Source organism: Pseudomonas sp. Y39-6, assembly GCF_023651955.1.
Taxonomy (GTDB): Bacteria; Pseudomonadota; Gammaproteobacteria; order Pseudomonadales; family Pseudomonadaceae; genus Aquipseudomonas; species Aquipseudomonas veronii.
Genome location: NZ_CP069594.1, coordinates 841,590 through 866,908, shown reverse-complemented (window position 1 = coordinate 866,908; position 25,319 = coordinate 841,590). Strand labels below are relative to the sequence as shown.

Below are 25,319 nucleotides of genomic sequence, written 5' to 3'. Positions count from 1 at the left end.
GCCGTCACAGCGCGCCGAGCAGCTGATGGATGGTGTCGAGGTCGTCCGGTTGAATCCGGTAATGCTGTGCCGATCCCTGCTCCGCGAGCGGGCTGTGTTGCGCCGGCGCACCGATCCCCAGTTCGCCGAGCAGCACGGTAGATTTGGCCGGTGAGATTTCCCCCAGGGTGACCATCGGCGCGACCAGGCTGCGGCGGTACAGTCGAGCTGCCAGGACGCCGGTGGCGGTGTGAGGATCAATGACGTAACCGGTGTCACGGTACAGCGAGGTCATTTCCTGCAGGGTTTCGTCATCGCTGACCGCGTAGGAGTCGATGATCATCCGCGCCTGCAACCAGAACTCGTTGGCGATGGTCATCTCGCCGCTGGATTCGAACGCTGCCATCAGCGCGCTCACCGCCTGATCGTCATGCCCGTAGAGCTCCCAGAGGAAACGTTCAAGGTTGGAAAAAATCGACAGGTCCATGGCCGGCGACAACGTCTTGTTGGTTCGCAACCTGGAGTAGTGGTTTTTCAGAAACAACTGATGCAATGCGTCGTTCTGATTGGTCGCAACGATCATCTGGGTGATCGGCAGGCCCATTTTCTGCGCAATGTAACCGGCATATACCTCGGCAAAACTCGCGGCGGGCACGCTGAAACCAATCAGACGCTGAGCGCCTCCCAGTTGCAGCACGGCGTGGAAATAAAACACCAGTTGCGCCAACACACTGACCCAGTTGCTGGAGTTGAAACTGACTGCCTCGTGCTGCGTGCATGGCCACTGCCGGAACAGCCGGTTCACGATGGTCTGGCACTCATCGAAGCTACCGTTGACCGCGAACGTGTGGACATTCGGGTGAGCCACCGCCTGCAGATGCTGCAACTGATTCTGTGGTACGCCGGATGCCGGATAGAGCACCACCACGACGGTGTCGTTACAGTGCTTGAACGCCTCGATGGCCGCCAGCCCGGTATCACCGTTGGTAGCCCCGAGCACCACCGCGCGTCGCTGGCGTTTGTGCAGAAAATACTGCACCAACTGCGCCTGCAACTGGGCGGCAAAATCCTTCGAGGAACGGGTAGGTCCGTGGAACAGCTCCAGCACCCACTCGTTGCGGTCGACCTGATGCAAGGGCGCCACGGAGCGATGACTGAAGCGGCTGCTCGCCTCTTTGAGCATGCGCTTGAGATCCACCTCAGGGATGGCCCCACCCACAAACGGACTCATGACCCGATAGGCCAGTTCGTCATACGGCAAGATCGACCAATTGGCCATGTCCTGGGGTTCGAACAGCGGCAACTCGAAGGGCACGAACAGTCCGCCGTCCTCGGCAATACCGGATAACACGACCTTTTCGAAATCGACCTGCATGGCCGAACTTCGCGTACTCACATAGTGCATGGTTGACTCCGGCCATTCATTTGTAACGATGTGCCTGCTCGACCAGCCAGGTAGAAAACATGACCGCGTCGGGATGCTGGTCGGCCCCCGAACCGCGTACCAGATAAAACGATTCGCTGGCTTCGATGCGCTGGGCGAAGGGTTCAACCAGACGCCCGTCCTGGAGCATCTCGTCGACCATTGAGGAGCGGGCCAGGGCAATCCCCTGCCCCAACTCGGCCATGCGCAACGTGCAGATCAGCGTGTCGAACTGCATGCCGGTCGACGAATCGACGGTGTCCGCTCCGACCATGTTCAACCAGTAACCCCAGCCCTCTTCGTAACCCAGAACGTGCAGCAACGGATGGTGAGCCACGTCGGCCGCGACCTTCAGCGGCGAGCGCGCCATCAGGGCGGGCGAGCAGACCGGAAACAAGGTGTCCCAGGTCAGGCGTTGCGAGACCAGGCCGGGCCATTGACCATGACCCCAACGAATTTCCATATCGTCTTCGCCATCCAGCTCCTTGACCCAAATGTTGCTGATATAGCGGATGTAGACATGGGGATGAGCCTGACGAAAGTCGACCAATTTGGGCGCCAGCCAATGTACGAAAAACGCCAGGCTGCCACGCACCTTGATCGGTCGGCGTTTGTGTTGGCCAAAAATCTCGTTGGTCCCCACCGCCAGCCGAGTGATCGCATCCTGCACCACCGGCAGATAGGCTTGGCCTTCCTCGGTCAGCCCCAAGCCACGGGGCAAGCGCTTGAACAGCGCCACCCCCAGATGGCTTTCCAATTGGCGGATCTGCTGGCTGACCGCGCCCTGGGTCAAAAACAGTTCCTCGGCGGCGTGGGTAAAGTTCAGACAGCGGGCAGACACCTCGAATGCCCGCAGCCAGTTCAATGGGGGTAACGGCTTTTGCTTCATGGTCTGGACCTCATTGACGCCCCCCGCACCGAGCACGCTTGCCCACCCTGCCTAGAATGCATCGGACGGTTGTGCCAAGGGGGCAAGCGACAAGCGTCGCTCGCGGCTCTTGCGGGTAATGTAATACACGAAGTAGCACCAGGCGATGAATGGCAAACCGAAGTACAGCGCCACCCGCTGCTCGGGGTCGAAAGCGATCCCGACGCAGGCCAGGCTGCAGCAGGCCAGCGCTCCCAGAGGTACCCACGGATAACCCCGGACGCGGAACTTGAGGTCGCGGACATCACCGCCATTGGCCACATAGTGACGGCGGAATGCGATCTGGCTCGCGGCGATGCTCATCCACACCACCACTACCGCCAGCCCGGAAATCGACACCAGCGCCAGATAGACGGTGTCAGCGGCAAACACACTACTGAGCAACGAGGCACCGCCGCCGAACATGCTCAATACGATGGCATTCAACGGCGTCCCCGTGCGGGTCAGGTTAGAGAACTGCTTAGGCAGGTGTCCCTGATCGCTTAAGGTCCAGAGCATCCGCGAAGCGGCGTACAACCCGGAGTTGGCCGCAGACAACAGCGCCGTGATGATCACGAAGTTCATGATGTCGGCGGAGTAAGGAATGCCGATGTAGGTAAATACAGTGACGAACGGACTCTCCACCAAACCGGCCTGCTCGCGGGGCAACAGCGTCGCCAGGACGAAAATGGTGCCGACGAAAAAGATCGCCAGACGCAACACGGTAGTGCGAATGGCCCGCGGCACATTGCGCTGAGGGTCCTTGGTTTCACCGGCAGCGATACCGATCAACTCCGTACCGGAGAAGGCGAAGGACACCGCCAACAGGGTCATGGCAATCGACATGAAACCGGTGGGGAACAAGCCCTCGCGGGTGAAGTTACCCAGGCCGGCACTGTGCGCCTGATCGATATGCAACAGGCCGAGAATCGCCCCGCCGCCGATTATCAGGAACACCACCACCGTCACTACTTTGATCAAGGACAACCAGAACTCGGTCTCGGCAAACAAACGCACCGAGATCACGTTGGTCAGGAACACCACGCCAGCGAACAGCGCACTCCAGATCCACACCGGCGTGTCCGGGAACCAGCGCACCATAAGAATACCGGCGGCGGTGAATTCCGAGCCGATGGCCACGGTCCACGTCAGCCAATACAGCCAGGCCACGGTGTAGCCGGTACCTGGGCCAAGAAAGCGCGTGGCGTAGGTGCTGAAGGAGCCGGTTTCCGGCATCTGCACCGCCAACTCGCCCAGGCACATCATGACCATGTAGACCATGAGGGCGCCGATGATGTAAGCAATGACCGCACCTAACGGACCGGCCTGGTTAACGGTGTATCCGGACGTGAGAAACAGCCCGGTACCAATCACGCCGCCCAATGCCAACATGACAATATGGCGCGTCTGCATTTCCTGTTTGAAACTGGCACGCGGGTTGATTTGCTGTTCTTGTATGGACATGGTTGTTCTCATGAAAGTTGGCGGGGCACGCATTAACGTCTGCGCGGAGTTACTGGGCAGAGTCAAAAAATGTCGCCACTGGGTTTTATTATTATTCCGCTTCATGAACGCCTCACTAACGGCCCTGTCGTGAGGGAGTAACGTTAAAACTTCAACTGGCTACCTCAGTGCATGTTTCATTGATTGAGGGCTGTTTGCTTGCTGGTAGCTGTTCATCCCGTGAATGCCTGACAAAGGCAAACGCCTGCTGCAGATCGTCGAGCAAATCATCGGTGTCTTCGATGCCGACGGAGACGCGTACCAGCCCTTCGGAGATACCCAGGGCCAGACGCTCCTCCAGCGTGTTCTCCACATGGCTGGTGGTCCGCGCCGGACCGTAAATGGTTTCCACCGCGCCCAGATTGCCCGCGCAGTGAGCAAAGCGCAGGCGCGGCAACAGCACCTTGACCGTGTCCATGCCACCGACCAGGACAAAACTGACGATGGCACCGAAACCGGACATTTGCGCACACGCCACAGCGTGGTTCGGGTGGCTGGTCAAGCCGGGATAATTCACCGACGCCACCAACGGTTCGGTGCAGAGGAACTCTGCCAGGGCACGGGCACTGTGTTGCTGCTGACGCAGGCGCAGCACCAGCGTTTTCATGCCGCGGATGATCATGTAGGCCGAGAAGGGATCGAGCGTCGCACCGTTGATTTCCCGGTAATGACGAACCTTGGCCATCAACGATTCGCTGCCGCATACCAGGCCGCCGAGCACATCGCCATGACCACTGAGGAACTTGGTCGCGCTGTGGATGACCACGTCCACGCCCAGCGCCAGTGGGTTTTGATTCAGCGGCGTGGCAAAGGTGTTGTCCGCCACCACCACGGCACCGACGCGCTTGGCCGCAGCCACCAGACGCTGGATATCGAGGATTTTCAGGGTCGGGTTGGTCGGTGTTTCCAGGTACACCAACTGGCAGCCTTTGGCGATTTCACGCTCGATCTCCTCGTGATCGAACGTCTCGCACAAGGTCACCTCGACGCCCATGCGCGGCAGGAACTCTTCGAAAATCTTGTTGGTTCCGCCATAGCTGTCCTTAGTGGACACCACACGATTGCCGTGGGCCAGGAAGGTGTAAAGCACACTGCTGATCGCCGCCATGCCACTGCTGAAGGCCACGGCGGACTCAGCATGTTCCAACTCGCGGATTTTGGCTTCGAGGGTCTCGACCGTCGGGTTGCTCATGCGGCTGTAGATAAAGCCCGGAGCATTGCCCTGAGCAACGTCGTACCAGACGTCGATGTCGTCGTAACCGTAAGCGGCACTGACCACGATAGGTGTTTGAGTGGCATTGTAGGGGTGCCTGACTTGCTCCCCACCCCAGACCGCCCGGGTCCCCGCTCCGGCATTTTCAAGCCTTGTGCTGTCAGGTTTATTGTTCATTAAGACTACTCGCACTGAGAGTGGTGAATGTTGAATCATTAATCGGATCTGGCGGCCAATATATTGAAAACCCGTGCGCCCGAGAAACGATGTTATCGGTGCCAAAGGGCTGTTTTTTTTAATGGCTATCCATGTGCGGGGTGAGGGGGTCCAGCCCTGGTGGTTTTTTGTGCGGGCAGCGGGTTGTCTAGCCGGCTCATTTAACGTGCAAACGTTGATTGCGGTAGAAGCCGAACAATAAAAGGGCGACGCATCAAGATAGTGAAACATCGCCACACATTATAAAATAACGAGAATTCTAGAACACACACCGCAACATAACTGCATCCCCATCAAACTTCCCAACTATTCTTCATCACTCTAAGATTTATCTTACACTAACCACGGGCAACTACCACGAGCAGCACTTGCACCTTCATAGTTCTTGCGATTCAAATACCCGAGCGACTCTACAGCTCAAGCAGCGCATCATGACAACACTAAGCTTTCCTGTTTAACTGCGTGCCGGCCCATAGGTTAATTGCCCTCCCTGAAGTGGCAACAGTATCGGAGCACAACACGATGTCGACGCTCTGCGAAAACGTTCTTATAACGGACATGACCTTTAGCGATTGCCCGGCCATCGAAACGACCGTGAACAATACGGCCGTTCTCGATATCGATATTCTCCTCTTGGGAGAAACCGGCACAGGTAAAGATACGTTGGCGCAACGCATCCATCAGCTGTCTCGTCGCAAAGGAAACTTCGTTGCAGTTAACTGTGCCGCCATCCCGGAAACCCTGGCCGAAAGCCAACTGTTCGGTGTCAACAGCGGCGCCTACACGGGCGCCATGCAATCGCGCGCGGGGTTTGTCGAAGCCGCCCATCTGGGCACCCTATACCTCGACGAAATCGACAGCATGCCGCTGTCGCTGCAAGCCAAGCTGTTACGTGTACTGGAATCACGCGGGGTCGAACGCCTGGGGTCTACACGATTTATCCCGGTAGACATGCGTGTGATCGCCTCGGCCCAGCACGCCTTGCACGAAATGGTCGAGCAAGGCACTTTCCGACGCGACCTCTACTTCCGTCTGAATGTGGTCAATATCCACCTTCCAGCCTTACGGGATCGGCGAGAGCGGATCATTCCCTTGTTCCTGGACATGATTGAGCAAGAGGCCGATCACTTCCGGCTCGCCGCGCCGTCGCCCCCCAGCAAGCAGTTATTGCAACAACTGCTGTGCCACCCGTGGAAGGGCAACGTGCGCGAACTGCGCTCGACGGCCAAGCGATTCGTGTTGGGCCTGCCGCCGTTATCCACCGCGGTGATCAACCGACATGAACTTGAATTGAACCTGAAGACACGATTGCAACAGATGGAGAAATCGTTGATTGAAGAATCGCTTCGTCAACACGACCACTGTGTGGACAGTGTGGCAATCGCTTTAGGCGTCGCCAAGCGAACGCTGTACCACCGAATAAAGCATTTGGGAATATCACTCAACTGAAACAGGGTGCCGCCCCTGTTAACGCAATAACATCTTTTGAAACATACCTTCCCGCAACATATGGAACGCATGAATCCGTTTAGCCACATAAGTCATGGAACAGCGATACAGGTGTGCAACAGCGTCTTTTGATGTATCGCTGACTCCAGTGAAACTAACGTTAAGCACGGAGAAAACAACATGACTATCGGTTCGATTGGCTCGTATTCTGGCGCCTCCTATGGTGGCGGTGACGCCAACAATATGTCTGCTGATGAGGCAGATGCTGGTATGGAGGCTGTAGAATCAAAGAAGCGCAAAGATGGCGTAAAAAACGCATATAAAGCAGCAGAGAACGCTAATACCAACGGTATTAAAGCAGCCGCTGACATGCTCCGCCTGTAATAGCTGAACGCTTGCTGGCCTTCTCGACAGTCGATGCCGGGAAGGCCATACCGCCACGAGCGTTGTCATATACACGCTCATCTTCTAACCCTTATCTGACAGGGCAACATGATGATAGGCAGCATCCGCACGACTGAAATCAATCAACTCCCTGGCACCTCGGGCATACAGGAGGCCTCCCACTCGGCCACCGATGTCAGCTTTTTCAACTCAACGCTCATGCCTTCCCCAGTTGCGAATACCGCGGTCGATCATGCGCTGCCACCGAATGTGCTTTCCGAAGCCGCAGGCAAGCTCAATTCCATGACTGAGCGTATGACCAAAAGCCTGCGGGCATTAAGCAGCAAGAACAAACTGGAAGAGGCGCGAAAATACCCGGGGCAACTTTCCGACGCACTCCTGCTGACGCATATGTTGTCGAAGAGCGTCGGTAAAACCGCGCAGTGCATCGATAAAATCAGCAACCTCCAGTAGGCCAACATGACTCGCCCGTGGCTTATCCTAGTAATCCTGTCGCTCTCATTCTTGCTCAATGCCTGCAGTGACCGTGTCGAACTTCATCGTCAGTTAACCGAACAAGAGGCCAATGAGGTCGTTGCGGAACTGGCGGACAAACATATCCGCGCCACCAAGGTTCCCGCGAAAGATGGCGTTGTGGTGGTGGTCAACTCAACCGATATCGGCCGCGCTGTGCGAACGCTGGAGGCCGCCGGCCTCCCGCGGGTCGCGCGCGCGACGCTGGGCGACACCTTTCGCAAAGAGGGGGTTATTTCCACGCCGCTTGAAGAACGAGCACGCTACATCTATGCCCTGTCCCAGGAGCTGGAGACCACGCTGTCGAACATTGATGGCGTCATCGTGGCTCGCGTACACGTGGTGCTGCCCGAGCGCGTCGCTCCGGGGGAACCGGTACAACCCGCCTCCGCCTCGGTGTTCATCAAGCATGACCCGCGACTCGACCCCGACAATATCAGGGCCCGGGTGCGCAGGATGGTTGCAAGCAGTATTCCGGGGATGACCGCCGCGGTGGAAAACCCGCAAAAACTGACGGTCGTCTTCGTGCCGGCAACCGCTTACTTAGAGCAGCAACGGTTGGCTTACTTCGGGCCGTTCCTGGTTCCGGGAGATGACATCGGTTTTTGGCGGGCCAGTGTGACATTCGGGCTGATCGCCCTGGCGCTGATGATCGCGGCGGGCATGTTCTGGCATAAACGCACACAAAGAGCCGCAGACGCGCTGTCAGACGGCCCATCCCCGGATGCGCCTGTCCAGGCCCGCAATGAGTAATCTCTCATGGGCCCAATGGTGGTCCGCGCCCTGGTTGTGTGCCCACGAAGACTGGAAAGCCCCCGTTCAACACGCCGCGCTGAATGAGCTGCACCGCAGCCGGCAGGTCGTCACGGGCACGCCTTATGGCGTTGCCCCTTGCCTGCCGCCAATGCCCGACCCCGCACTCCTGCAACTGGCACTCGCCCCCACGGATCAACTCGACCTGGGGCTCGCCCTGATTGACGGCATCTGCCGTCCCGCCTATGCCACCGCACTCGATGACAACCATCGGCAATGGTGCAACAGGCTGGCCAAGGCCCTGCCCCTGGATATGGTGCAACCCGATAATGACCCGCTGCAATTGCTCCGCGCCTGGGTCACGCCGGCCACCTGGCAGCGCATCCGGTTGCGTTTTGCGCGCCGGCGCATTTTGGATCTGGACGAAAAAGCCCTGTCGCTCGGCGACTCCCATAGCCGCCTCGATACCCTTTGGCATGCGGTGGCGTGGCGCATTGGCGCGATGAACAGGAACAGTAGCGCTGCCGCCTCAGAGGGGCACGGAGATTAACGATGTTATGCCGATATAAAATCAGCTCGCCCGGGGGCGCGCCGCCCCTGCCGGGGAGCCTGATCTCTTGCGAAACACTGGCGAGCTATACCCAGGCCAGCAATGTGGTGGACCAGGCAAAAGCCGAGGCCAGGCAGTTGCTGAAGACGGCACACACCCAACGTGAAGCGCTGCTGGAAAAAGTCAGCGTTGAAGTATGGCAACGTGCCAATGCACAACTCAAACGCTGGGAAATCGAGCGTCAGGCCCTGTGCGACAGCCTTGAACAATACGCCACCTCGATCGCCAACCAGGCCATTCACCTGCTGCTAGAAGACACCCCCGACCCCCAACGCATGGCCGCCCTGATCAAGCAATTACTGGCGAGCCATGTGCCAGCGGTGAAGGCAACATTGGTTTGCCACCCGCTCGAATTGGAGGCGGTGCGGGCATGCCTGACCAACCGCGGCAGCACGCACTGGACACTGCGCGCCGACGATACGATCAAACTGCAATCGCTCATATTGACCACCGAAGAAGGGGACTTCCGGATTGACTGGACGTCCTTGATCAATATTTTCATGAAGCCCGATGACAGCCCTTCAGACAACGGGTTTTAAACACACTTCATGAAATAAAAATTGCCGCACATGGAACCAATTCGAAATACAAACCAAAAAGGAGAACATCCCAACGGAGTGAATCCATGAACTATTACGACGGTTACAGCAATCGGCTTTTAAACGACGCAAGGGAGGTTAAACGTGACCTCAACCTCGCCGCAGAAACCAATTCCGGGTCTGAAGAAGACCTTGCCTTTTTTTTCGATCTTGTCGCCAAGCATCGAACTTCCGAATACGTCTTCAATGAGCATGCCCGCGTCAAACATATGCTCCTGAAGTCAGGCCTGGATAGCGGTCAGTAACTTGAACGCGCTGCTGGCCGAGTGTTTGAAACGCGGCTCCGGAGAATTGAGGTTATTCGAAAACAATGACGAAATTATCCTGCGTCATTGTTCGAACAGCCTGTTGCTCAGTGTCCAGTTGACGCCACTTCGCCCGGACAAATCATTGCTGCTGAGCTGGCTGCGACTGGGCGAGGTCAGCCTGGAACACTTTCCAGGCGCTCTCGCCCAGGCGCCGGCCAGTGGCGCGCTCTGGCTGATGCATTGCCTGCATGACAAGCACGACGAACAGCAGCTGCAGCTCTGCCTCGAGTCCCTGCTCAACCAACGCGATACCTGGCGCGCCACCGTCGCGCGCCTCCACAGATCGGCGCCTCGACGCAACCCCACCTCCCTACGTTCGTTGCTGTACTAATCAGAGAAGCTTCTATGCATAACAAGATCCACAAGCGCGACAGCTTGCGCATTGACCCGCCCGAAACTTCATCCAGACGCGCCGATTGGCGGTGCCTGATCGCCCTGACCTGCTTGCTGGCCCCGGCGCCAGGCGCCCTCGCCGCCATCCCCGCCGAATGGAAGAACACGGCATACGCCTATGAAGCCCAGCACAAGCCGTTACGTGAAGTCCTGGAAGATTTTGCCCAGACCTTCGGCACCCAACTCCAGATCGAGGGCCTGCTGGAGGGCAACGTCAACGGCAAGATACGCGCCAATACCCCGCAGTCGCTGCTCGACAGGCTGGGCGTTGAACACCGCTTCCAGTGGTATCTCTACAACAACACCCTGCACATCAGCACCCTCGACCAGCAAGAGTCCGCACGCCTGGAGGTGTCGTCCGAAACCATTGCCGACCTCAAGCAGGCGCTGACCGATATCGGCCTGCTCGACAGTCGTTTCGGCTGGGGCGAATTGCCGGAGGACGGTGTCGTCCTGGTCTCCGGCCCCCGGCGCTATATCGAACAGATCAAGCAGTTCAGCAGCCAGCGCCGTTCACCGGACGAAAAGCAGAGCGTGTTGAGCTATCCGCTCAAGTTCGCCAACGCCGCGGACCGCCAAATGGAATACCGCAACGAAAGAATCACCATCCCCGGCGTGGCTACCATGCTGCGCGGGCTGCTCGACCCACGCAATCCCGCGATGCTCACCGGCATGACTCAGCGCTCCCCCGCGCAGTCCCAGCCCGCGCCCCTGATGCCGGCGTTCCCGCGCCTGAGCAACCCGCTGCTGGGGCAGATGCTCGGCACACCCGCGCCAACCGGGCCGGTGGACGCCGGCATAGCGCTGACGTCGCGGGCGCCGGTCAACCCCAGCCGAATCCGCGTCGAGGCCGATGTGCGCAACAACGCGATTCTGATCTATGACCTGCCGGAGCGTCAGGGGATGTACCGCGAGCTGATCAGTCAGCTCGACGTGGCGCGCAAACTGGTGGAAATCGACGCCATCATCCTCGACATCGAACGCACCCAATTACGTGAGTTCGGCGTCAACTGGGGCTTTCAAAACAGTCGCTTCCGCGGCGGGGTCAACATGGCGCCCGGCACCTCATCACAATTGTCGATCGAAAACCGCGACCGCTTTTACGCCGACGTGCGCGCCCTGGAAGCGCGCGGGCTGGCAACCATGGTCTCCAACCCATCGGTGCTCACCCTGGAAAACCAACCGGCGGTGATCGACTTCAACCGCACCCAGTACCTGACGGCCGGCAGCGAGAACGCGACCATCCTGCCGATCACCGTCGGCACCAGTTTCCAGGTCGTGCCTCGCGTCATCACCAGCCGCGGTGGCCATCAGATCCACCTGGCGGTGGACATCGAAGACGGTAACTTCGACGAGTCCAACCCCGAACGCATCGGCCCCGATGTGCGTCGAGGCAAGGTCAGCACCCAGGCCGTCATGGCGGAAAAACGCTCCCTGGTGGTGGGCGGTTTCCATGTAACGAACAGCGCGGACAAGCAAAACAAGATCCCCTTGCTGGGGGACATTCCGTTGCTGGGCAAAGCGCTGTTCTCTTCGACGGAACGCCAGAACAACCGGCGCGAACGTTTGTTCATTCTCACCCCGCGCGTGATCGGCGATCAGTCCGACCCATCACGTTACTTGCCGCAGGCCGACCAGAGCGAGTTGCAGGCCGCACTCAAACCCCTGGCACGGCGCTTGGCCCCACATCAGCCGGTGATCAACCGCAGCGACATCACCAGCATCCTGGCGCATCTGGTCAGCGGGCAAGTGCCCAAAGCCTTCAAGGCCGCACCGATGCCGCTGGCGTTGAACACGTTGTGTACCCCTCGCGAGCTATTGGCGCTCAATACCGAGCGCAGCCAGTGGTATGCCGGCCCGCAGTTCAACGTGGCAGTGGTGGTGCTGCGCAATCAGTACAAGCGCAATGTCCGCATCGATGAAAAAGAATGCAGCAACTCCGAGACCCTGGCGGTCACCGTCTGGCCACGCGCCTGGCTCAAGCCGGGCGAAGAAGCCGAAGTGTTCATCGCCATGCGCCCGGTGGTGAAGGATGAACACCTGAGTGTGCCGCGCCCGTCCCTGCTCACGCCAACCCGGAAGACCACGCCATGAAGCCAAGACTGTTGTGCGCCACCCTGATGATTGCCGCGTTGTTCATCAGCGGTTGCACCCCGACCTGCAAAGGGGACTCCTGCTCACGCCCACAATCGACCAGCGATAAATTGGTGATCTGGTGGCCGCCGCACATGCGCGTCGAACCCGGCCCGGCCGGGGAGCGTTCGGACTATCAAACGGTGTCGCTGGAACGATGAACGCCGGGAGGGTGCCGGACGATGAGCGGCATCGGCAGGCATTCTTCGATAGCCTGGTGAGCGGCGATGCCGCTCACCTGCCGTTGTGCCTGGGCATCGCCCTGCACACACGGCACGCCAACGCCCGCCCGGGGTTGGCATTGCACATCAGCCAGGCGGCCTTGCAAGCCGGGCAACTGCAACGCGTGCTGGAACGCCGCTTCGATCAGGCAGTGGTATTTGATGGCTGCTATATCTACCTCGATGCCCAGGGCGCACTGGTGATCTGGCACGCCCTGCCCGCCGAGCTTCAGGCCGTGGATCAAGTCCTCAGCCGAATGCTGTCGCTGGCCGACCTCGACGCCTTGGATGGTTTCGCCAACCGCTGATCAGCGCTGCTCCAGCTCCGGCAACTCGAGGGTTTCACGCTTGGCCTCATCGTCGAGGTCGCGCAAGGTACGGTAGATCAACGCCACCGCGTGCAAGGTCTCGCGCGGAATGCCCGCCCCCAGTTTTGCCTCGTACAGCGTGCGGGCCAACCATACGCATTGAATCACCGGGACATCCGCCGCCTTGGCTCGATCAATCAGCTTACGCGCATTCGCGTCCGTGCCCTTGGCCACCAGTTTCGGCAGCGGCGTTTGGCCGGGGCGGTAATACAACGCGACGGCAAAGTGCGTCGGGTTGACCACCAGCATGTCCGACTCCTCCAGCTTGGGCAGCTTGACCTTGGGTTCTTCCTGGGCCAATTGATAGGCCAACGAGCGCCGCTGGCCCTTGACGTGGGGATCGCCCTCCATGTCTTTGTACTCTTTGACCACCTCGACCTGAGTCATACGCATGCGCTTGGCAAAAAAGTACTTCTGCAACGTCAGGTCGATAAGCGCCAGCACCAGCAGCACCCCCAGACACGCATGCAACAAGTGCCGAAAGAGTGTGATCAGCGCGAGGATGTAGCTTTGCAGATCGCTGTTGGCAAGGTTAATCAGGGCGCCCAGCGACGGGCCAATCACCACGTACAGTATCAAGCCCAGGAGCAATGACTTGCCGATGCCCATCAACAAGTTCATGAGGGATTGGGCGGAGAACATCTGCTTGAGCTGGGTGAGCGGGTTCAGCCGGTTGAAGTCCAACTTCAGGGATTCGGGGGCGAACAGCAAGCCGAACTGCATCCAACTGCTAATCAGTTTCACCCCGATCGCGACCCCGACCATCAGCAGGCCGAAGGAGAAAAACAACACCAGCGCCTCCGTCAGCACTTCTTCCAGGGCGCGCGCAAAGGGTTGCCCTATGCGCGCCAGCGGCAGTGCGATCATCTGCTGGAAGCGCTGCATGCTGGTGTCGGCCGTGAACAAGGCGATCTCGCTCAAGGCCGTCAGTACCAGCAACTTACCCACGTCCTGGCTCTGCGCGACTTGGCCTTTCTTGCGCTGGTCACGCAGTTTCTTGGCACTGGCGGGGTGTTTCTTTTCCCCTGAGTCACTCATGTAAAAGGCCCCTTGAACAGCAGGCCCAGGGAATGCTTGAGGTCACTCAGCAGCGCCATGCGCCCGACGATCAAGTCCTGCAGCAGGGCGAAATACAGCAGCAGAATACCGATGCCGGCCAGGCATTTGATCGGCGGGGCCAGCGTACTCACCTGCAGTTGCGGGCTGTAGATCCCCAACAGTGCCACGCCGAACTCGAGCAACAGCAGTACGGCGATAAAGGGCGCGGCGTACAGCATCATGTGAGTGAAGGTGTCGCCGACCAACTCGACAAACACACTGAGGCCATTGGCCGCCGGCAACGGAAACCACACGGTCGGCGGCCAGATCAGGTAGCTGTCCCAGATCACCTGGGTCAGCGCGCCCAGGCCCAGGCTGGCCATCAATAAAAAAATCGCCAGTTGCTTGAACAAATGCCCGATCGGCGTGGCGTCGGGGCCCAGCGACGGGTTGAGTTGACCGCCGGCCAAAGCCCCGCGCTGGTTGTCCAACAGCGCCCCGACCGACTCGAACATCCAGAACGGCATCGACAGCAACACCCCCAGCAAAACGCCCAGGATCGCCTCTTTGAGCACCAATGCGCCCAACATCATCGCGGAGAGTTCCTGCCCCATCAGCGCCGCATGAATACCCGGCGCAGGCATCAACGCCATGACCATCACCACGGCGTGCCTGGGCATGCCGCGAATGTGCTGGAAACAGAACGCCGCGACCAGAAAAGCGCAGGGGTAGATGCGTGCCATGCCAATCAGCAGGCTTGGCAGTAAATCAAGATAGAGCAGCATGGGCACGCCTCAATTCAAGGCCGAACGGGCGATCATGTCGAACGTCAGGTTGATCAACTGGACCAACTCCAGGCCAATCCAACGCCCGGTCACCACCAACGTGACGCCAACGGCGACCAGCTTGACGCCGAAAGGCAGCGTCTGGTCTTGTATCTGCATCAGCGCCTGGATCAGTGACGTCAGGACGCCCACGATCACCGCGACAATCAGCGGCGGCGCCGTCAGCACCACCACCAGCAGCATGCCCTGTTTGAACAGTACGATCGGTTCCATAGGCAGCTCAGAGATAGGAAAGGAACAGGCTGTCCAGCAGCCGCGACCAGCCGGACACCATCACAAACAGCAGTAATTTGAGCGGCAGGGAAATGGTCATGGGCGAGACCATTTGCATCCCCAGCGCCAGCAGCAGGTTGGAGACAATCAGGTCGATCACGATAAAGGGGATGTAGATCAAGAAGCCGATCTCGAACCCCGCCTGCAACTGCGACAACACATACGCCGGGATCAGCAGGATCAGGTCTTCGCGCTGGACCTCCTGCGCCATGGCCGGCGGCCACATGCGCGCGGTGTTTTCCAGCAGGTGGGTGAGGATGTCCGGGTCACTGTTACGCACCATGAACGTCCGCAACGGCTGCACCGCCTCAAGCCCGGTTTGTTGCAGCGTGCTCACGTTGCTCAAGTCCAGGGGCGATACCTTGACGACCTCCGCGATCTCATAGCCCACCGGCGCCATGATGAACAGCGTCGCCGCCAATGCGATGCCGTTGATGGCCATGCTGGGCGGCACCTGCTGCACACCGATCGCGTTGCGGGTGATCATCAGCACAATCACGATCTTCAAGAACGCGGTGCAGACGATCAACAGCATGGGCATCAACGACAAGGCCCCCACGAACACGGCCAGGACAATCGGGTCTACGCCTTGAAAACTCATCGGGAAAAAATCACACGAGACATCTGCAACCCCAGGCGACCGTCCACCTCCACCAATTGCCCCACGCCCAGCGGGCGGTCGCCGTAATACAACCCGGCCATGCCCGGCGCATACCCGGAAATGCCCAGCACCGCACCGGGCGCCAGGTTGCGCAGCTCGCCGAGGGTCAGGTTGAGCGTGCCGCATCGCACATTGAGCGCCATGCTCAGTTCGTCGAACGGTTCATGCCCGAAGACATCCACCACCGGCGTGTCGTCTTCATGCCCTGCATAGGGCGGTGTTGCGAAATCCTCTTCCAAAGGCGCTTCCTCGATCGAAGTAAGGGTCAGGCAGACAGGCCCGGATTCATCATCAATAAACACGCACAGGCGCTGCCTGCCGACCTGCACATGGCCGTTGCCATGGGCTTGGAAATACACCTGCTCGAACATCAGCACATCGCCGGCGCGCAGGCCGCGCAATTGGCTGAGGGGCACGCGCAGGCGCCCGATCGTCACGGGCAGCGCCAACTGAAAACGCGTCGGCATCGGGCTGGCCATGCGGCGCCACGGCCCCGCCTCGCACAACGCCAGAAAGCTCTCGGTCGACAGCCACAGATAGCCCACCACGTGGGAAGCGCCGAGCGTCACGCACAACCGGCAACCGAAGTTCAACGGCCGGGCAGAGGGCAATAGCCGCAGATGCCCCAACAGCGCCCGCACCTGGGCACTCAAATGATGTTGAAACAGGGCCCAGAACCAGGAGTCCGGATCGTTGCCCGCCTGCGCCAACGTCACCGGGCATTCGCCCAGCAAGCTGAATTGCGGCCCCGGCTCACTGAACCCCAATACGCCGCAGGCTGTTTCGAAACAGAGCGGCTGGACGCCCATGGGGGCCGCCCCGGGTTCCAGCCGCAACTCTCCGCGCAGCTCGCCAACCTGGTACGACATGCGCAATCCGCGCCCCAACCGTTGCCGGGCCGCCGCCACATCGCCCTTGACCGTGGGTAACACCAGGGAGGGCATCATCATGCCAGCGCCGTATGTGCCAAATGCACGCTGACCGGCCGTGCCAGGCTCGCGGCGAGCCTTTGCTCGAACTGTTGCCGTACCCCGCTGAGCCAGCGCGTCGTGCCCTCTCGCTCGGCGCGCAACTCGACCCTCCAGGCGCCCTGCTCTCGGCCGATGCTGCTGTCGATCCGCCCCAGGTGCGGCAAATACAAGACCGCCGTCAGCGGCCACTGCGACACGCCGTCCATCCGCGAAACCAATTGCTCGCTCAACGCATCGACCCTGGCGGTTTCCCCCGAAGCCTTGATTCCGGCCAGGAACTGCCATTGGCTCGCGTCGTCGCTGTCATCATTCAACAACTGGGCAAACAGCCGTTGCTCCCAAGGCGCCAGCGCGTCGATTGCCGGCACACGGTCGCCCCAGAACTCAAGCGGGTACTGGCGCTCAGACGGGTTGACTGAAACGTGGTTCATAGCGGTTCCTGCGCGAGTAAATGGGAGAGTTCTTGGATTTTTTCCACCTGACGCAGACACAAGGTCACGTGCTTTTGCGCACTGCCGACCTGCACCGCCTGCTCTTCGCGTTGCCCTTGCAGGGTCTTCAACTGGCTTTCTTCGCGGCGGGTGCCGGCCGACAAGTGCTGCTCCTTGGCGCTCCAGGTTTTCAGCGCCTTGAAGGTCACCACCTGGCCCTGGTGTTCACTCAACAGTTGCGCGCATTGCCGGGCCTCTTCATGGCGCGTTTGCTCCAGCGTCTCCTGGGCCTGCTGGATATGCGCGACCAGCGTTTGATGCGCCCGCTTGGCCTCGCGCAGCGCCCGCTCGGCGCGGTCTGCACGGTATCGACGCAAGCGCCGCAAGGTGTCGATGTCACTCGGCAATACTTCAGAAAGGGACATAGGCAGTCAGCTCCATCAGGTGATCCAGGGTCGAGGCGATGGGCGAGGGTTCACGCAGGTCCTGGCGCAGGAAGTCATCCACCGCCTGGCGGCTGTCCACGGCCAGATCGGTCAGCGCATCGTTGCCGGGCTGGTACTCGCCCAACTTGAGCATCAACTCGATCTGCTGGTAAGCCGACAACAGGCGGCGCAACGCCGTGCCCGACTGGATGTGCCCAGGCTCGGCAACGTTGCTCAAAATTCGCGAAAGGCTGGCCAGCACGTCCACAGCCGGGTAGTGGCCCCGCTCGGCCAGCTTGCGAGACAGCACGATATGGCCGTCAAGCAGCGAGCGAACTTCATCGGCCACCGGATCGCTCATCGAGTCCTGCTCGATCAGCACGGTGTAGATCGCGGTGATCACGCCTTCGCGCGTCAACCCGGCGCGCTCCACCAAGCGCGGCAACAAGCTGTACACCGACGGCGGCAAACCACCGCGGCCCAACGGTTCGCCGGCGGCCAGGCCGATTTCACGCTGGGCCCTGGCGAAACGGGTCAACGAGTCGATCAGCAACAACACCCGCTTGCCCTTGCGCCGGAAACCTTCGGCCAGCGCCGTCGCCGTGAACGCGGCACGCGCGCGCTCCATGCTGGAGCGGTCGGACGTGGCGCACACCAGCACGGCCTTGGCACGCAACTGGTCATCCAGTTCGTGATCGAGGAACTCGCGCAATTCGCGGCCCCGTTCACCGATCAGGCCGAACACAATCACATCGCATTCCACATTACGGGCGATCTCGGCCAACAACGTGGTTTTGCCACAACCGGCGCCGGCGAACAGCCCGACACGCTGGCCCTCGCCCAACGTCAGCAAGCCATCGATCGAGCGCACGCCAGTGGCCAACGCGCGACTGATGCGCGGGCGCTCCGTGGGCAATGGCGCCTCGCACAACACCGTGGTCGCGTCGGGCGTATCCGCCTCGACGAACGCACTGGGGCCCTCGCCGGCAATCGGCCGACCAAAACCATCCAGCACCTGGCCCAACAGCTCGTCGCTGACCCGCACCCGGTGCGGCACCCCCAGGCGCTCCACCGCGGCGCCGACGCGCACCCCCTCCAGATTGCCCAGGGCACTGAGCACCGCATCCTGCTGATCGAACCCGATGATTTCGGCCAGCATGTAATCGCCAGGCTTTTTTTCGACCTGGCACAGATCACCGATACGCGCCTGGGGCAGCCGGCACTGCAACAGCATGCCGTTGACACGCTGGATACGCCCGCGCATCGACACCGGCGCGAAACGGGCCAGGCCCTGGGACTGAATCAATTGCCACGCGTCGAGACGCTCCTGCACCGTGCCGCTCACCAGCGCACCTCATAGCGTTGCGCGCCGTCGAACACCACCTTGCTGTTGTCGATCAGCACCAGCCGCAGGCCATCCACCTCATCGCCGACGAACAAACGGTCGCCGTGTTCCAACACCACATGACCGCTCGGCCCGCCGACGATCTGCAAGATCTTGAACGGCAGGATGCTGTCACGTACCCGCACACGACTGATCACCGGCACGGCGGTATCGAACTGTTCAGCAAAGCGGCTGAGCATGCGCGCCACGAGTTCGACCTCTTCCTGGGACACATCGCCATTGAGGGCGATCTGCCCATTGATCACCTGCAAGCCGACGCGATGGTCCAGCTCGCGCTCGCCGAGCATCTTGAGCAACTGCTGACGCACCTCGAGCGGCGAACCGAGGTTGGGCTTTTGCGGCTCGACGGGCATCAACGACGCCTGGGCCTCATGCTCGCCGGTGGACGCCATGCCGACCGCTACAATGATGACCGCACATACCAGCACCAGGCTGATCAGGCGCTTCTGCTGAAACGGCGGGATGGACGACAACACCAGCGCGGGCGGCGCCTCCTGGCGCGGCTCGGCGGCTGGCGTGACCTGCGCGGCCGCCGCCCGGGGCCAAGGCTGGTCGGCCAAGGCGACGCACAGGCGAATGCTGCCCAGCGAAAAAGGCGTATTGAGCGCCAGGTCGGCGATCTGTGCCAGCGCCTGCCCGGTGCTGCTTTGCAACAGCCCGGCTTCCGCCTGCACCGACCAGAACCCGTCGATCAACCGCAGCCGCGCATGATGCTCGACCACGCCGGCGTCGGTCAGCAGCAGGTCGGCGTCCGTGTGACAACCCAGGCTCCACTGCTCGCCAAACAACGGCAACGCAGCGCCCTGATTCAAACCCTCCAACACGCGCAGTTCAAACATCAGCAAGCCCTCCCTGGCGTGGGTATGTACGTTGCACTCATGCTGCCGCTCCTCGCATCAGTTCGTCCTGGCCCAGGTCAAAGCGCCCCAGCACCTTGACCTTCGATGCACTTCCCAGCTCAGCAAACGACAGCACCGGCACATGGCTGAACTCTTCCAACAGCAAGGTCCGCAAGGGACTGCGCAGATCCTGGGCGACCAACATCACGCGCTTGCTTTTGGGCCGCACGGCAAACGCTTGGTTAAGCAGGTTGATCAGCGAAGCGCTGCTGTCGTTATCGAGGGCGAAGAACACCCCGGTCTGGGTCTGGCGCAGTGCCTCGCGCAGCACGTTTTCGGTCTGCGGCGACAACAGCCAGGCATGCAGGCCGTCCGCCTCGCTGTACTGGTGGAAAATCTGCGATTTAAGGGCGATGCGCGCGTAGTCCGCCAAGGCGTCCGGCTCACGTTCATGCTGGCCGTACTCGATCAGCGACTCGACGATCAGGCGCACGGCACGCAACGGCACGCCTTCGCCCGCGAGGCGCTGCAGCACCGCCGAGAAGCGCGACAGCGGCATGATCCGTTGCAGCTCCTGCACCAGCTCCGGCTGGTTGTGCTCAAGCCAGCCGAGGATCGCCTTGCTCTCCTGAATCCCGAGAAACTGAGGGCCGCTGAGCATCATGGCCTGCTTCATGCGGTCGATGATCAGGCTGGTGGCGCTGAAGCGTTCCAACTGCGGGTCATCCAGCAGCGGATCGTCGGGCGGCAGCCAGAGCCAGTCCTGCTCGTCGCGCTCGGGCAACCCCGGCACCGCGTGGGCCGGCTCGGACGCCAGCGCCTTGCGCTCCACCGCCACGAGCGTGACCACCGACGCCTTGATCATCGGCACTTCGTGAACGCAAAAACGCATCTCATCGTCGGCCAGCGAGGCATCGAGTTCGACCTCGAACGGCGGCAGCGTCAGACCGATATGGGCCACCATCGCGTTGCGCGCCTGGCGGATCCCGTGGATCAGTTCCGTGACCTCTGGCGAGCCTTGCAGAACCGGGGAGAACTGCAACAGGTAGGGCCGCGACGGGTCGAACCCACGCAAATCCTCGTCGCCGTTGTCCTCGGGGCGCACCGCCTCGGTGGCTTCGGCTTCGGGCTGTTCCTCGCGTTGGCGTTGGCGCATCAGGTAGTAACCGAGGGCGCCGGTCATCAGCGAAATGAGGATGAACACCACGGTCGGCATGCCGGGCAAGGCGGCGAAAGCCAGCATGCCCACCGACGCGATCATCCAGCTCTTGGGCTCGCTGGTCATCTGCCGGGCAATTTCCGCGCCCATGTTATTGGCACCCTTGCGCCCATCCGGCGCCGCACGGGTGATGATCATGCCGGCGGTCAGGGAGATCAGCAGCGCAGGGATCTGCGCAATCAGGCCGTCACCGATGGTCAGCACCGAATACAGCGCCATCGAATCGCCGGCGCTCATGCCGTGCTGGAACATGCCGGTGGAAAACCCGCCCAACAGGTTGATCACCACGATGACCAGCCCGGCAATCGCATCGCCCTTGACGAACTTCATGGCGCCGTCCATTGCGCCGAACAACTGGCTCTCGCGGCCCAGTTGTTCACGCTTGTCGCGGGCCTGGCCGCCGTCGATCAAGCCGGCGCGCAGATCGCTGTCGATGGACATCTGCTTGCCCGGCATCGCGTCGAGGCTGAAGCGCGCCGCCACTTCGGCCACCCGCTCCGAGCCCTTGGTAATCACCAGGAAGTTGACGAGCGTGAGGATCATGAAAATCACCAGCCCCACCGCCAGGTTGCCGCCCACCACGAAGTTGCCGAACGCTTCCACGATATCGCCCGCGTCCTGCTCCAACAGGATCAAGCGCGTGGTGGCAATCGACAGCGCCAGGCGAAACATGGTGGTCAACAGCAGAATCGAAGGAAAGGAAGAGAACGCCAACGGCCCGGGCAGGTACAGCGCCAGCACGATCAACAGGCAGGAAATACAGATATTCAGCGCGATCAGAATATCCACCAGCCAGGTCGGCAACGGCACGATGAAGATGAACACAATGGCCATGACCACCACCGCGCCCAAGACTTCGGCACGCCGCGCCACCTTGAGCAACGCAGCGTTGATGGTCGCCAGCACCGTCATGCGTTCCCCCTCGACTCGCCGGCAATGCGGGGGCTGCCCCGCTCCACGCGCGCGAACTCGTCCATCACCAACAAGAATTTGTGCAGCGCCTCCTGGCGCCCCCGGTTGTCACGCCACAAGGTCTGCGGCAGGCGCTGGATCACCGGGTACAGGGCGTTGAGGGACACCAGTTGGCCGCTCGCCAGCTCGCCACCGAGGTCTTCGGCCAGGCGCAATACCTCGCCCGAATCGACACCCGTGGCGGTATACCCCAACAGGCGCTGCAACAGACTCACCGAGTCCTGATCGGTGCTCAGGCGCTGCAGCAATGCCTGGCAATTGGCTAACGCCCCGCCCAACTGAGCGCAGCTTTGCAACCCCAACAGCAGCGTGCGCAACTGCGCCGTGGGCACCGAAGGCGAGTGGGCGGCGATGTCATCGGCCAGGGCCCGGCGCATCACGTTGAGGCCGTCTGCGAAGCGGTCCCCGCCGAACAGCCCCAACAACGATTGCATCATCGAAGTCAGGGATTGGCGCGTGACCACACTGGCGTAATACAGCCCACGCACGGCCTGACGCTCTTGCGGGTCGCCGGCGGCCTGCTCCAGCACGGCGGCAATGTTCAGGCCGGCCTGGATCTCGCCCCTGTAGCGCACCTGCAACCGATCGATCGCCTCTTGCGCCAAGGCCACGTCGGCGGCGCGGGCTTCGGCTTGCGCGGCCACATACTTGAGCACCACGAACGCCCGCGCCGGGTCGCCGCCGGTCAGCGCCAGCCACTTGTCCGCGCTGACGTTGTGCGCCAGTTGCGAACGCACCCGGCGCGCCATGGACGCGATGGTCTCCTGGGCCGGATGGCCAAGCTGATCATAGAGCCGCACGAGCTGCTCGACGGCAGGCACGGCCAGGCCCATCGAGCGCCGGTTCAACGCTTGATTGTTGAGCGCGACTTCCTGGTTGAAAACCTGCGCAACCTCATCGAAGCCCGTCGCTGCGGCCGCTGTTTTTTCAGGGCTGACGCGGGGTGGGTCCACGCGTTGGAGCGGTTGCACATCGTTGATCGATTCGACTTTCATGGGGCAGGCCAGGACAAAGAGATTGTGTCCCTATGTGGCAAACGCTGGCTTTACGGTTCCAACAAATTTCCCCTCTGCAGTGTTTTGAAATTACCGGCACAAACCCGCCTGGGCTTTTGCAAGAAACCGCACAAAACCCTCAGAACAAAAAATATTTATTTATATAAATCAACCAGTTGCGATTTTTTTCTGTTTGGCACAGCCGGTGCTAAAGGGGTTCCCATCGAAACCATTTCGATCGCGCCCACCCTGAGGAAAAAATCATGGATATCCCTATTGGTGCTTTAGCTCACTTTGTTGGCGACTCGCCTCAATTCATGCTCCACCTGACGGACGACCAGCAAAAAAAACTCCGGCGCTTCATCCACAAGCGCGTACTCAACCCGGAAGATGCGGACGATATTCTGCAGTTGACGTACCTGGAGGCCTGGCGCAGCAGGGAGCGTTTCAGCGGCCAGGCAACCCTTAGCACGTGGATGTGCGGCATTGCGCAGAACCTGATCCGCAACCACTTCCGGCGCATGTACGCCAAACCGGTGCATTGCGAATTCGATGAAGCGCTGTGGCACGGCCAGGAAGACAGCCAGAACCTGGATTGGGAGTTCGAGGTCAACCGTCGCCTGGAAAAAACCCTGGTCGCCATCAAGGACCTGCCCACCGAGATGCGCAAAACCCTGTACGCCTCGCTGGAAACCGACGGCAGCTATCAGGACACCGCCGACGCCCTGGACATCCCCATCGGCACCGTGCGTTCACGCCTGTCCCGGGCCCGCGAACACCTCAAGCGCGCCACCCGCAACCCGTTGCAACCGTAGTCCAGCCTAGCTGGCAACCGTTGGGCGAGAGGGATATCTGCCCAACCGTATCAGACCTTTTTCGTGCGCGGCAGCAAGATCGCCAGCAGCCCGAACAACGGCAAGAACGCGCATAAGCGATACACGTACTCGATGCCGTGACTGTCCGCCAGGTGCCCCAGCAGCGCCGCCCCGATCCCGCCAAACCCGAACATCAGCCCGAAGAACACCCCGGCGATCATCCCCACATTGCCCGGCACCAACTCCTGCGCGTACACCACAATCGCCGAGAACGCCGAGGCCAGTACAAAGCCGATGATCACGCTGAGCACGCTGGTCCAGAACAGGTCCACATGGGGCATCAACAACGTGAACGGCGCCGCGCCGAGGATCGAAAACCAGATCACCGCCTTGCGCCCGATGCGGTCGCCAATCGGCCCGCCAAAGAACGTGCCCGCCGCCACCGCGCCGAGGAACAGAAACAGGTGCAGCTGCGAGCTGGCCACCGACAGGTCGAACTTCTCGATCAGGTAAAACGTGAAGTAACTGGTGATGCTCGCCATGTAGAAATACTTGGAAAACACCAGCAGCCCGAGCACCACCAGCGCCGCCATCACGCGCCGTTTCGACAAGCCATGCGTCGCCGCCTGACCGGCCTTGAGCTTGAACAGGTTCAAGTGCGTGCGATACCAGCGGCTGATCGCATACAGCAGCACCAACGCAAAAACCGCGAACAGGCCGAACCAGGCCACATTGCCCTGGCCGAACGGAATGATGATCGCCGCCGCCAACAACGGGCCGAACGCCGAGCCCGCGTTGCCGCCGACCTGGAACGTCGACTGCGCCAGGCCATAGCGCCCACCCGACGCCAGCCGCGCCACGCGGGACGCCTCGGGGTGAAAGGTCGACGAACCGATCCCGATCAACGCCGCCGCCAGCAAAATCAGCGGGAAGCTGCCGACCTGGGACATCATCACAATCCCCACGAGGGTGCAGACCATCCCGCACGGCAACAGAAACGGCTGGGGATGCCGATCGGTGTAATAACCCACCCACGGCTGCAACAGCGAGGCGGTGAGCTGAAACGTCAGGGTAATCAGCCCGACCTGGGTGAACGTCAGGCCATAGCTGGCCTTGAGCATCGGGTAGATCGAGGGCAGCACCGACTGGATCAAGTCATTGATCAAATGCGCCAGCGCCACCGCGCCGATGATCCGCATGACCAGCGGGCTGGTCTGCCCGGCGGCGGGGGAATTGCTAAGAGCCATAAGAGGGTTCCGTACAGCGGGGGAATGCACAGGTGCAGGTGCGACAATGTGCCACTTTTGCCCATGGCAAGGCTATCCCGTTAGGGAGCTAACGACTGTAGCGGTCACGCTTTGTAAAAGGCCAGCAGGGTGGATCGCTTTAATTTGAAGGATGTTTCCTAGACAATCCCCGGCGCCTTGTGCCTGTGGA

Annotated in this window: 29 protein-coding genes; 13 read left to right on the top strand and 16 right to left on the bottom strand. The window is 60.7% G+C overall.

The window, feature by feature from the left end; translation table 11 throughout:
* Nucleotides 1-4 precede the first annotated feature (4 nt).
* The 4 genes from thrC to JN756_RS03775 all read right to left on the bottom strand — a co-directional run bounded on the left by thrC (nt 5) and on the right by JN756_RS03775 (nt 5,202).
* Nucleotides 5-1,384, bottom strand: coding sequence for a threonine synthase (gene thrC, locus JN756_RS03790; protein ID WP_046384764.1), 1,380 nt, complete (start codon nt 1,382-1,384; stop codon nt 5-7).
* Between the two features lie 16 nt (nt 1,385-1,400).
* Nucleotides 1,401-2,291 carry a LysR substrate-binding domain-containing protein gene (locus JN756_RS03785; protein WP_046384765.1) on the bottom strand — a complete coding sequence of 297 codons (891 nt, stop codon included), beginning with the start codon at nt 2,289-2,291 and terminating at the stop codon, nt 1,401-1,403.
* A 51-nt stretch (nt 2,292-2,342) separates the two neighbouring features.
* On the bottom strand, nt 2,343-3,773 hold the full coding sequence (locus tag JN756_RS03780; RefSeq protein WP_046384766.1) for an amino acid permease: 1,431 nt from the start codon (nt 3,771-3,773) through the stop codon (nt 2,343-2,345).
* 151 nt (nt 3,774-3,924) lie between these two features.
* The gene (locus tag JN756_RS03775) at nt 3,925-5,202 is read right to left on the bottom strand and encodes a cystathionine gamma-synthase family protein (RefSeq protein WP_201021792.1); all 1,278 of its coding nucleotides are present in this window, start codon (nt 5,200-5,202) and stop codon (nt 3,925-3,927) included.
* A gap of 561 nt (nt 5,203-5,763) precedes the next feature.
* Here JN756_RS03775 and JN756_RS03770 point away from each other — a divergent pair.
* The 11 genes from JN756_RS03770 (at nt 5,764) to JN756_RS03720 (ending at nt 12,933) form a co-directional block, all read left to right on the top strand.
* A complete protein-coding gene (locus tag JN756_RS03770) occupies nt 5,764-6,690 on the top strand; it encodes a sigma 54-interacting transcriptional regulator (protein ID WP_017844409.1) in 927 nt (308 codons plus the stop codon).
* 180 nt (nt 6,691-6,870) lie between these two features.
* Nucleotides 6,871-7,074, top strand: coding sequence for a hypothetical protein (locus JN756_RS03765; protein WP_017844410.1), 204 nt, complete (start codon nt 6,871-6,873; stop codon nt 7,072-7,074).
* A 111-nt stretch (nt 7,075-7,185) separates the two neighbouring features.
* Entirely contained in the window at nt 7,186-7,548 is a 363-nt protein-coding gene (locus JN756_RS03760) for a hypothetical protein (RefSeq protein ID WP_232925850.1), read from the top strand.
* Nucleotides 7,549-7,554: 6 nt separating this feature from the next.
* Nucleotides 7,555-8,361, top strand: coding sequence for a type III secretion system inner membrane ring lipoprotein SctJ (gene sctJ, locus JN756_RS03755; RefSeq protein WP_046384769.1), 807 nt, complete (start codon nt 7,555-7,557; stop codon nt 8,359-8,361).
* Entirely contained in the window at nt 8,354-8,911 is a 558-nt protein-coding gene (locus JN756_RS03750; protein WP_046488039.1) for a hypothetical protein, read from the top strand. The genes sctJ and JN756_RS03750 overlap by 8 nt, the downstream gene beginning before the upstream one ends.
* A gap of 2 nt (nt 8,912-8,913) precedes the next feature.
* Nucleotides 8,914-9,510: a type III secretion system stator protein SctL gene (sctL, locus tag JN756_RS03745; RefSeq protein WP_201021791.1), complete on the top strand. Its 597-nt coding sequence runs from the start codon at nt 8,914-8,916 to the stop codon at nt 9,508-9,510.
* Between the two features lie 86 nt (nt 9,511-9,596).
* The gene (locus tag JN756_RS03740; RefSeq protein WP_026139725.1) at nt 9,597-9,815 is read left to right on the top strand and encodes a hypothetical protein; all 219 of its coding nucleotides are present in this window, start codon (nt 9,597-9,599) and stop codon (nt 9,813-9,815) included.
* A 46-nt stretch (nt 9,816-9,861) separates the two neighbouring features.
* On the top strand, nt 9,862-10,209 hold the full coding sequence (locus JN756_RS03735; RefSeq protein WP_250690868.1) for a type III secretion protein: 348 nt from the start codon (nt 9,862-9,864) through the stop codon (nt 10,207-10,209).
* A 14-nt stretch (nt 10,210-10,223) separates the two neighbouring features.
* Entirely contained in the window at nt 10,224-12,365 is a 2,142-nt protein-coding gene (gene sctC, locus JN756_RS03730; protein ID WP_201021790.1) for a type III secretion system outer membrane ring subunit SctC, read from the top strand.
* Complete coding sequence (hrpT, locus tag JN756_RS03725; protein WP_108525284.1) at nt 12,362-12,565, top strand: HrpT family type III secretion system protein; 204 nt, start codon at nt 12,362-12,364, stop codon at nt 12,563-12,565. Before sctC ends, hrpT begins: the two co-directional genes overlap by 4 nt.
* Nucleotides 12,562-12,933 (top strand): hypothetical protein, encoded by a 372-nt coding sequence (locus JN756_RS03720; protein WP_017844419.1) that lies wholly within the window; start codon nt 12,562-12,564, stop codon nt 12,931-12,933. Before hrpT ends, JN756_RS03720 begins: the two co-directional genes overlap by 4 nt.
* Here JN756_RS03720 and sctU read toward each other — a convergent pair whose 3' ends face one another.
* The 11 genes from sctU to JN756_RS03665 are packed head-to-tail and all read right to left on the bottom strand — an operon-like array spanning nt 12,934 to nt 22,872.
* Nucleotides 12,934-14,031: a type III secretion system export apparatus subunit SctU gene (gene sctU / locus JN756_RS03715; RefSeq protein ID WP_017844420.1), complete on the bottom strand. Its 1,098-nt coding sequence runs from the start codon at nt 14,029-14,031 to the stop codon at nt 12,934-12,936.
* Nucleotides 14,028-14,816, bottom strand: coding sequence for a type III secretion system export apparatus subunit SctT (gene sctT, locus JN756_RS03710; RefSeq protein ID WP_017844421.1), 789 nt, complete (start codon nt 14,814-14,816; stop codon nt 14,028-14,030). Before sctT ends, sctU begins: the two co-directional genes overlap by 4 nt.
* A gap of 9 nt (nt 14,817-14,825) precedes the next feature.
* Nucleotides 14,826-15,089, bottom strand: a complete 264-nt coding sequence (sctS, locus tag JN756_RS03705) for a type III secretion system export apparatus subunit SctS (protein ID WP_017844422.1) — start codon at nt 15,087-15,089, stop codon at nt 14,826-14,828.
* A 7-nt stretch (nt 15,090-15,096) separates the two neighbouring features.
* Nucleotides 15,097-15,750, bottom strand: coding sequence for a type III secretion system export apparatus subunit SctR (gene sctR, locus JN756_RS03700; RefSeq protein ID WP_046384774.1), 654 nt, complete (start codon nt 15,748-15,750; stop codon nt 15,097-15,099).
* Nucleotides 15,747-16,760 (bottom strand): FliM/FliN family flagellar motor switch protein, encoded by a 1,014-nt coding sequence (locus tag JN756_RS03695; RefSeq protein WP_126588919.1) that lies wholly within the window; start codon nt 16,758-16,760, stop codon nt 15,747-15,749. Before JN756_RS03695 ends, sctR begins: the two co-directional genes overlap by 4 nt.
* Nucleotides 16,757-17,212, bottom strand: a complete 456-nt coding sequence (locus JN756_RS03690; RefSeq protein WP_046384776.1) for a type III secretion system HrpP C-terminal domain-containing protein — start codon at nt 17,210-17,212, stop codon at nt 16,757-16,759. The genes JN756_RS03695 and JN756_RS03690 overlap by 4 nt, the downstream gene beginning before the upstream one ends.
* On the bottom strand, nt 17,209-17,637 hold the full coding sequence (gene sctO, locus JN756_RS03685) for a type III secretion system stalk subunit SctO (protein ID WP_201021789.1): 429 nt from the start codon (nt 17,635-17,637) through the stop codon (nt 17,209-17,211). The genes JN756_RS03690 and sctO overlap by 4 nt, the downstream gene beginning before the upstream one ends.
* Nucleotides 17,624-18,982, bottom strand: coding sequence for a FliI/YscN family ATPase (locus JN756_RS03680; protein ID WP_046384778.1), 1,359 nt, complete (start codon nt 18,980-18,982; stop codon nt 17,624-17,626). Before JN756_RS03680 ends, sctO begins: the two co-directional genes overlap by 14 nt.
* Entirely contained in the window at nt 18,979-19,881 is a 903-nt protein-coding gene (locus JN756_RS03675; RefSeq protein WP_128191615.1) for an FHA domain-containing protein, read from the bottom strand. The genes JN756_RS03680 and JN756_RS03675 overlap by 4 nt, the downstream gene beginning before the upstream one ends.
* A gap of 37 nt (nt 19,882-19,918) precedes the next feature.
* Nucleotides 19,919-22,012, bottom strand: coding sequence for a type III secretion system export apparatus subunit SctV (gene sctV, locus JN756_RS03670; protein ID WP_017844429.1), 2,094 nt, complete (start codon nt 22,010-22,012; stop codon nt 19,919-19,921).
* Nucleotides 22,009-22,872, bottom strand: a complete 864-nt coding sequence (locus tag JN756_RS03665) for a TyeA family type III secretion system gatekeeper subunit (RefSeq protein ID WP_231589991.1) — start codon at nt 22,870-22,872, stop codon at nt 22,009-22,011. Before JN756_RS03665 ends, sctV begins: the two co-directional genes overlap by 4 nt.
* Here JN756_RS03665 and JN756_RS03660 point away from each other — a divergent pair.
* Nucleotides 22,846-23,355, top strand: coding sequence for a hypothetical protein (locus JN756_RS03660; RefSeq protein WP_236255076.1), 510 nt, complete (start codon nt 22,846-22,848; stop codon nt 23,353-23,355). The genes JN756_RS03665 and JN756_RS03660 overlap by 27 nt on opposite strands.
* Nucleotides 23,331-23,882 carry an RNA polymerase sigma factor gene (locus tag JN756_RS03655; protein WP_026139726.1) on the top strand — a complete coding sequence of 184 codons (552 nt, stop codon included), beginning with the start codon at nt 23,331-23,333 and terminating at the stop codon, nt 23,880-23,882. The genes JN756_RS03660 and JN756_RS03655 overlap by 25 nt, the downstream gene beginning before the upstream one ends.
* A 50-nt stretch (nt 23,883-23,932) precedes the next feature.
* Here the strand turns inward: JN756_RS03655 and JN756_RS03650 are convergent, their stop codons facing one another.
* Nucleotides 23,933-25,129, bottom strand: a complete 1,197-nt coding sequence (locus tag JN756_RS03650) for an MFS transporter (RefSeq protein WP_046384781.1) — start codon at nt 25,127-25,129, stop codon at nt 23,933-23,935.
* Between the last annotated feature and the right edge of the window lie 190 nt (nt 25,130-25,319).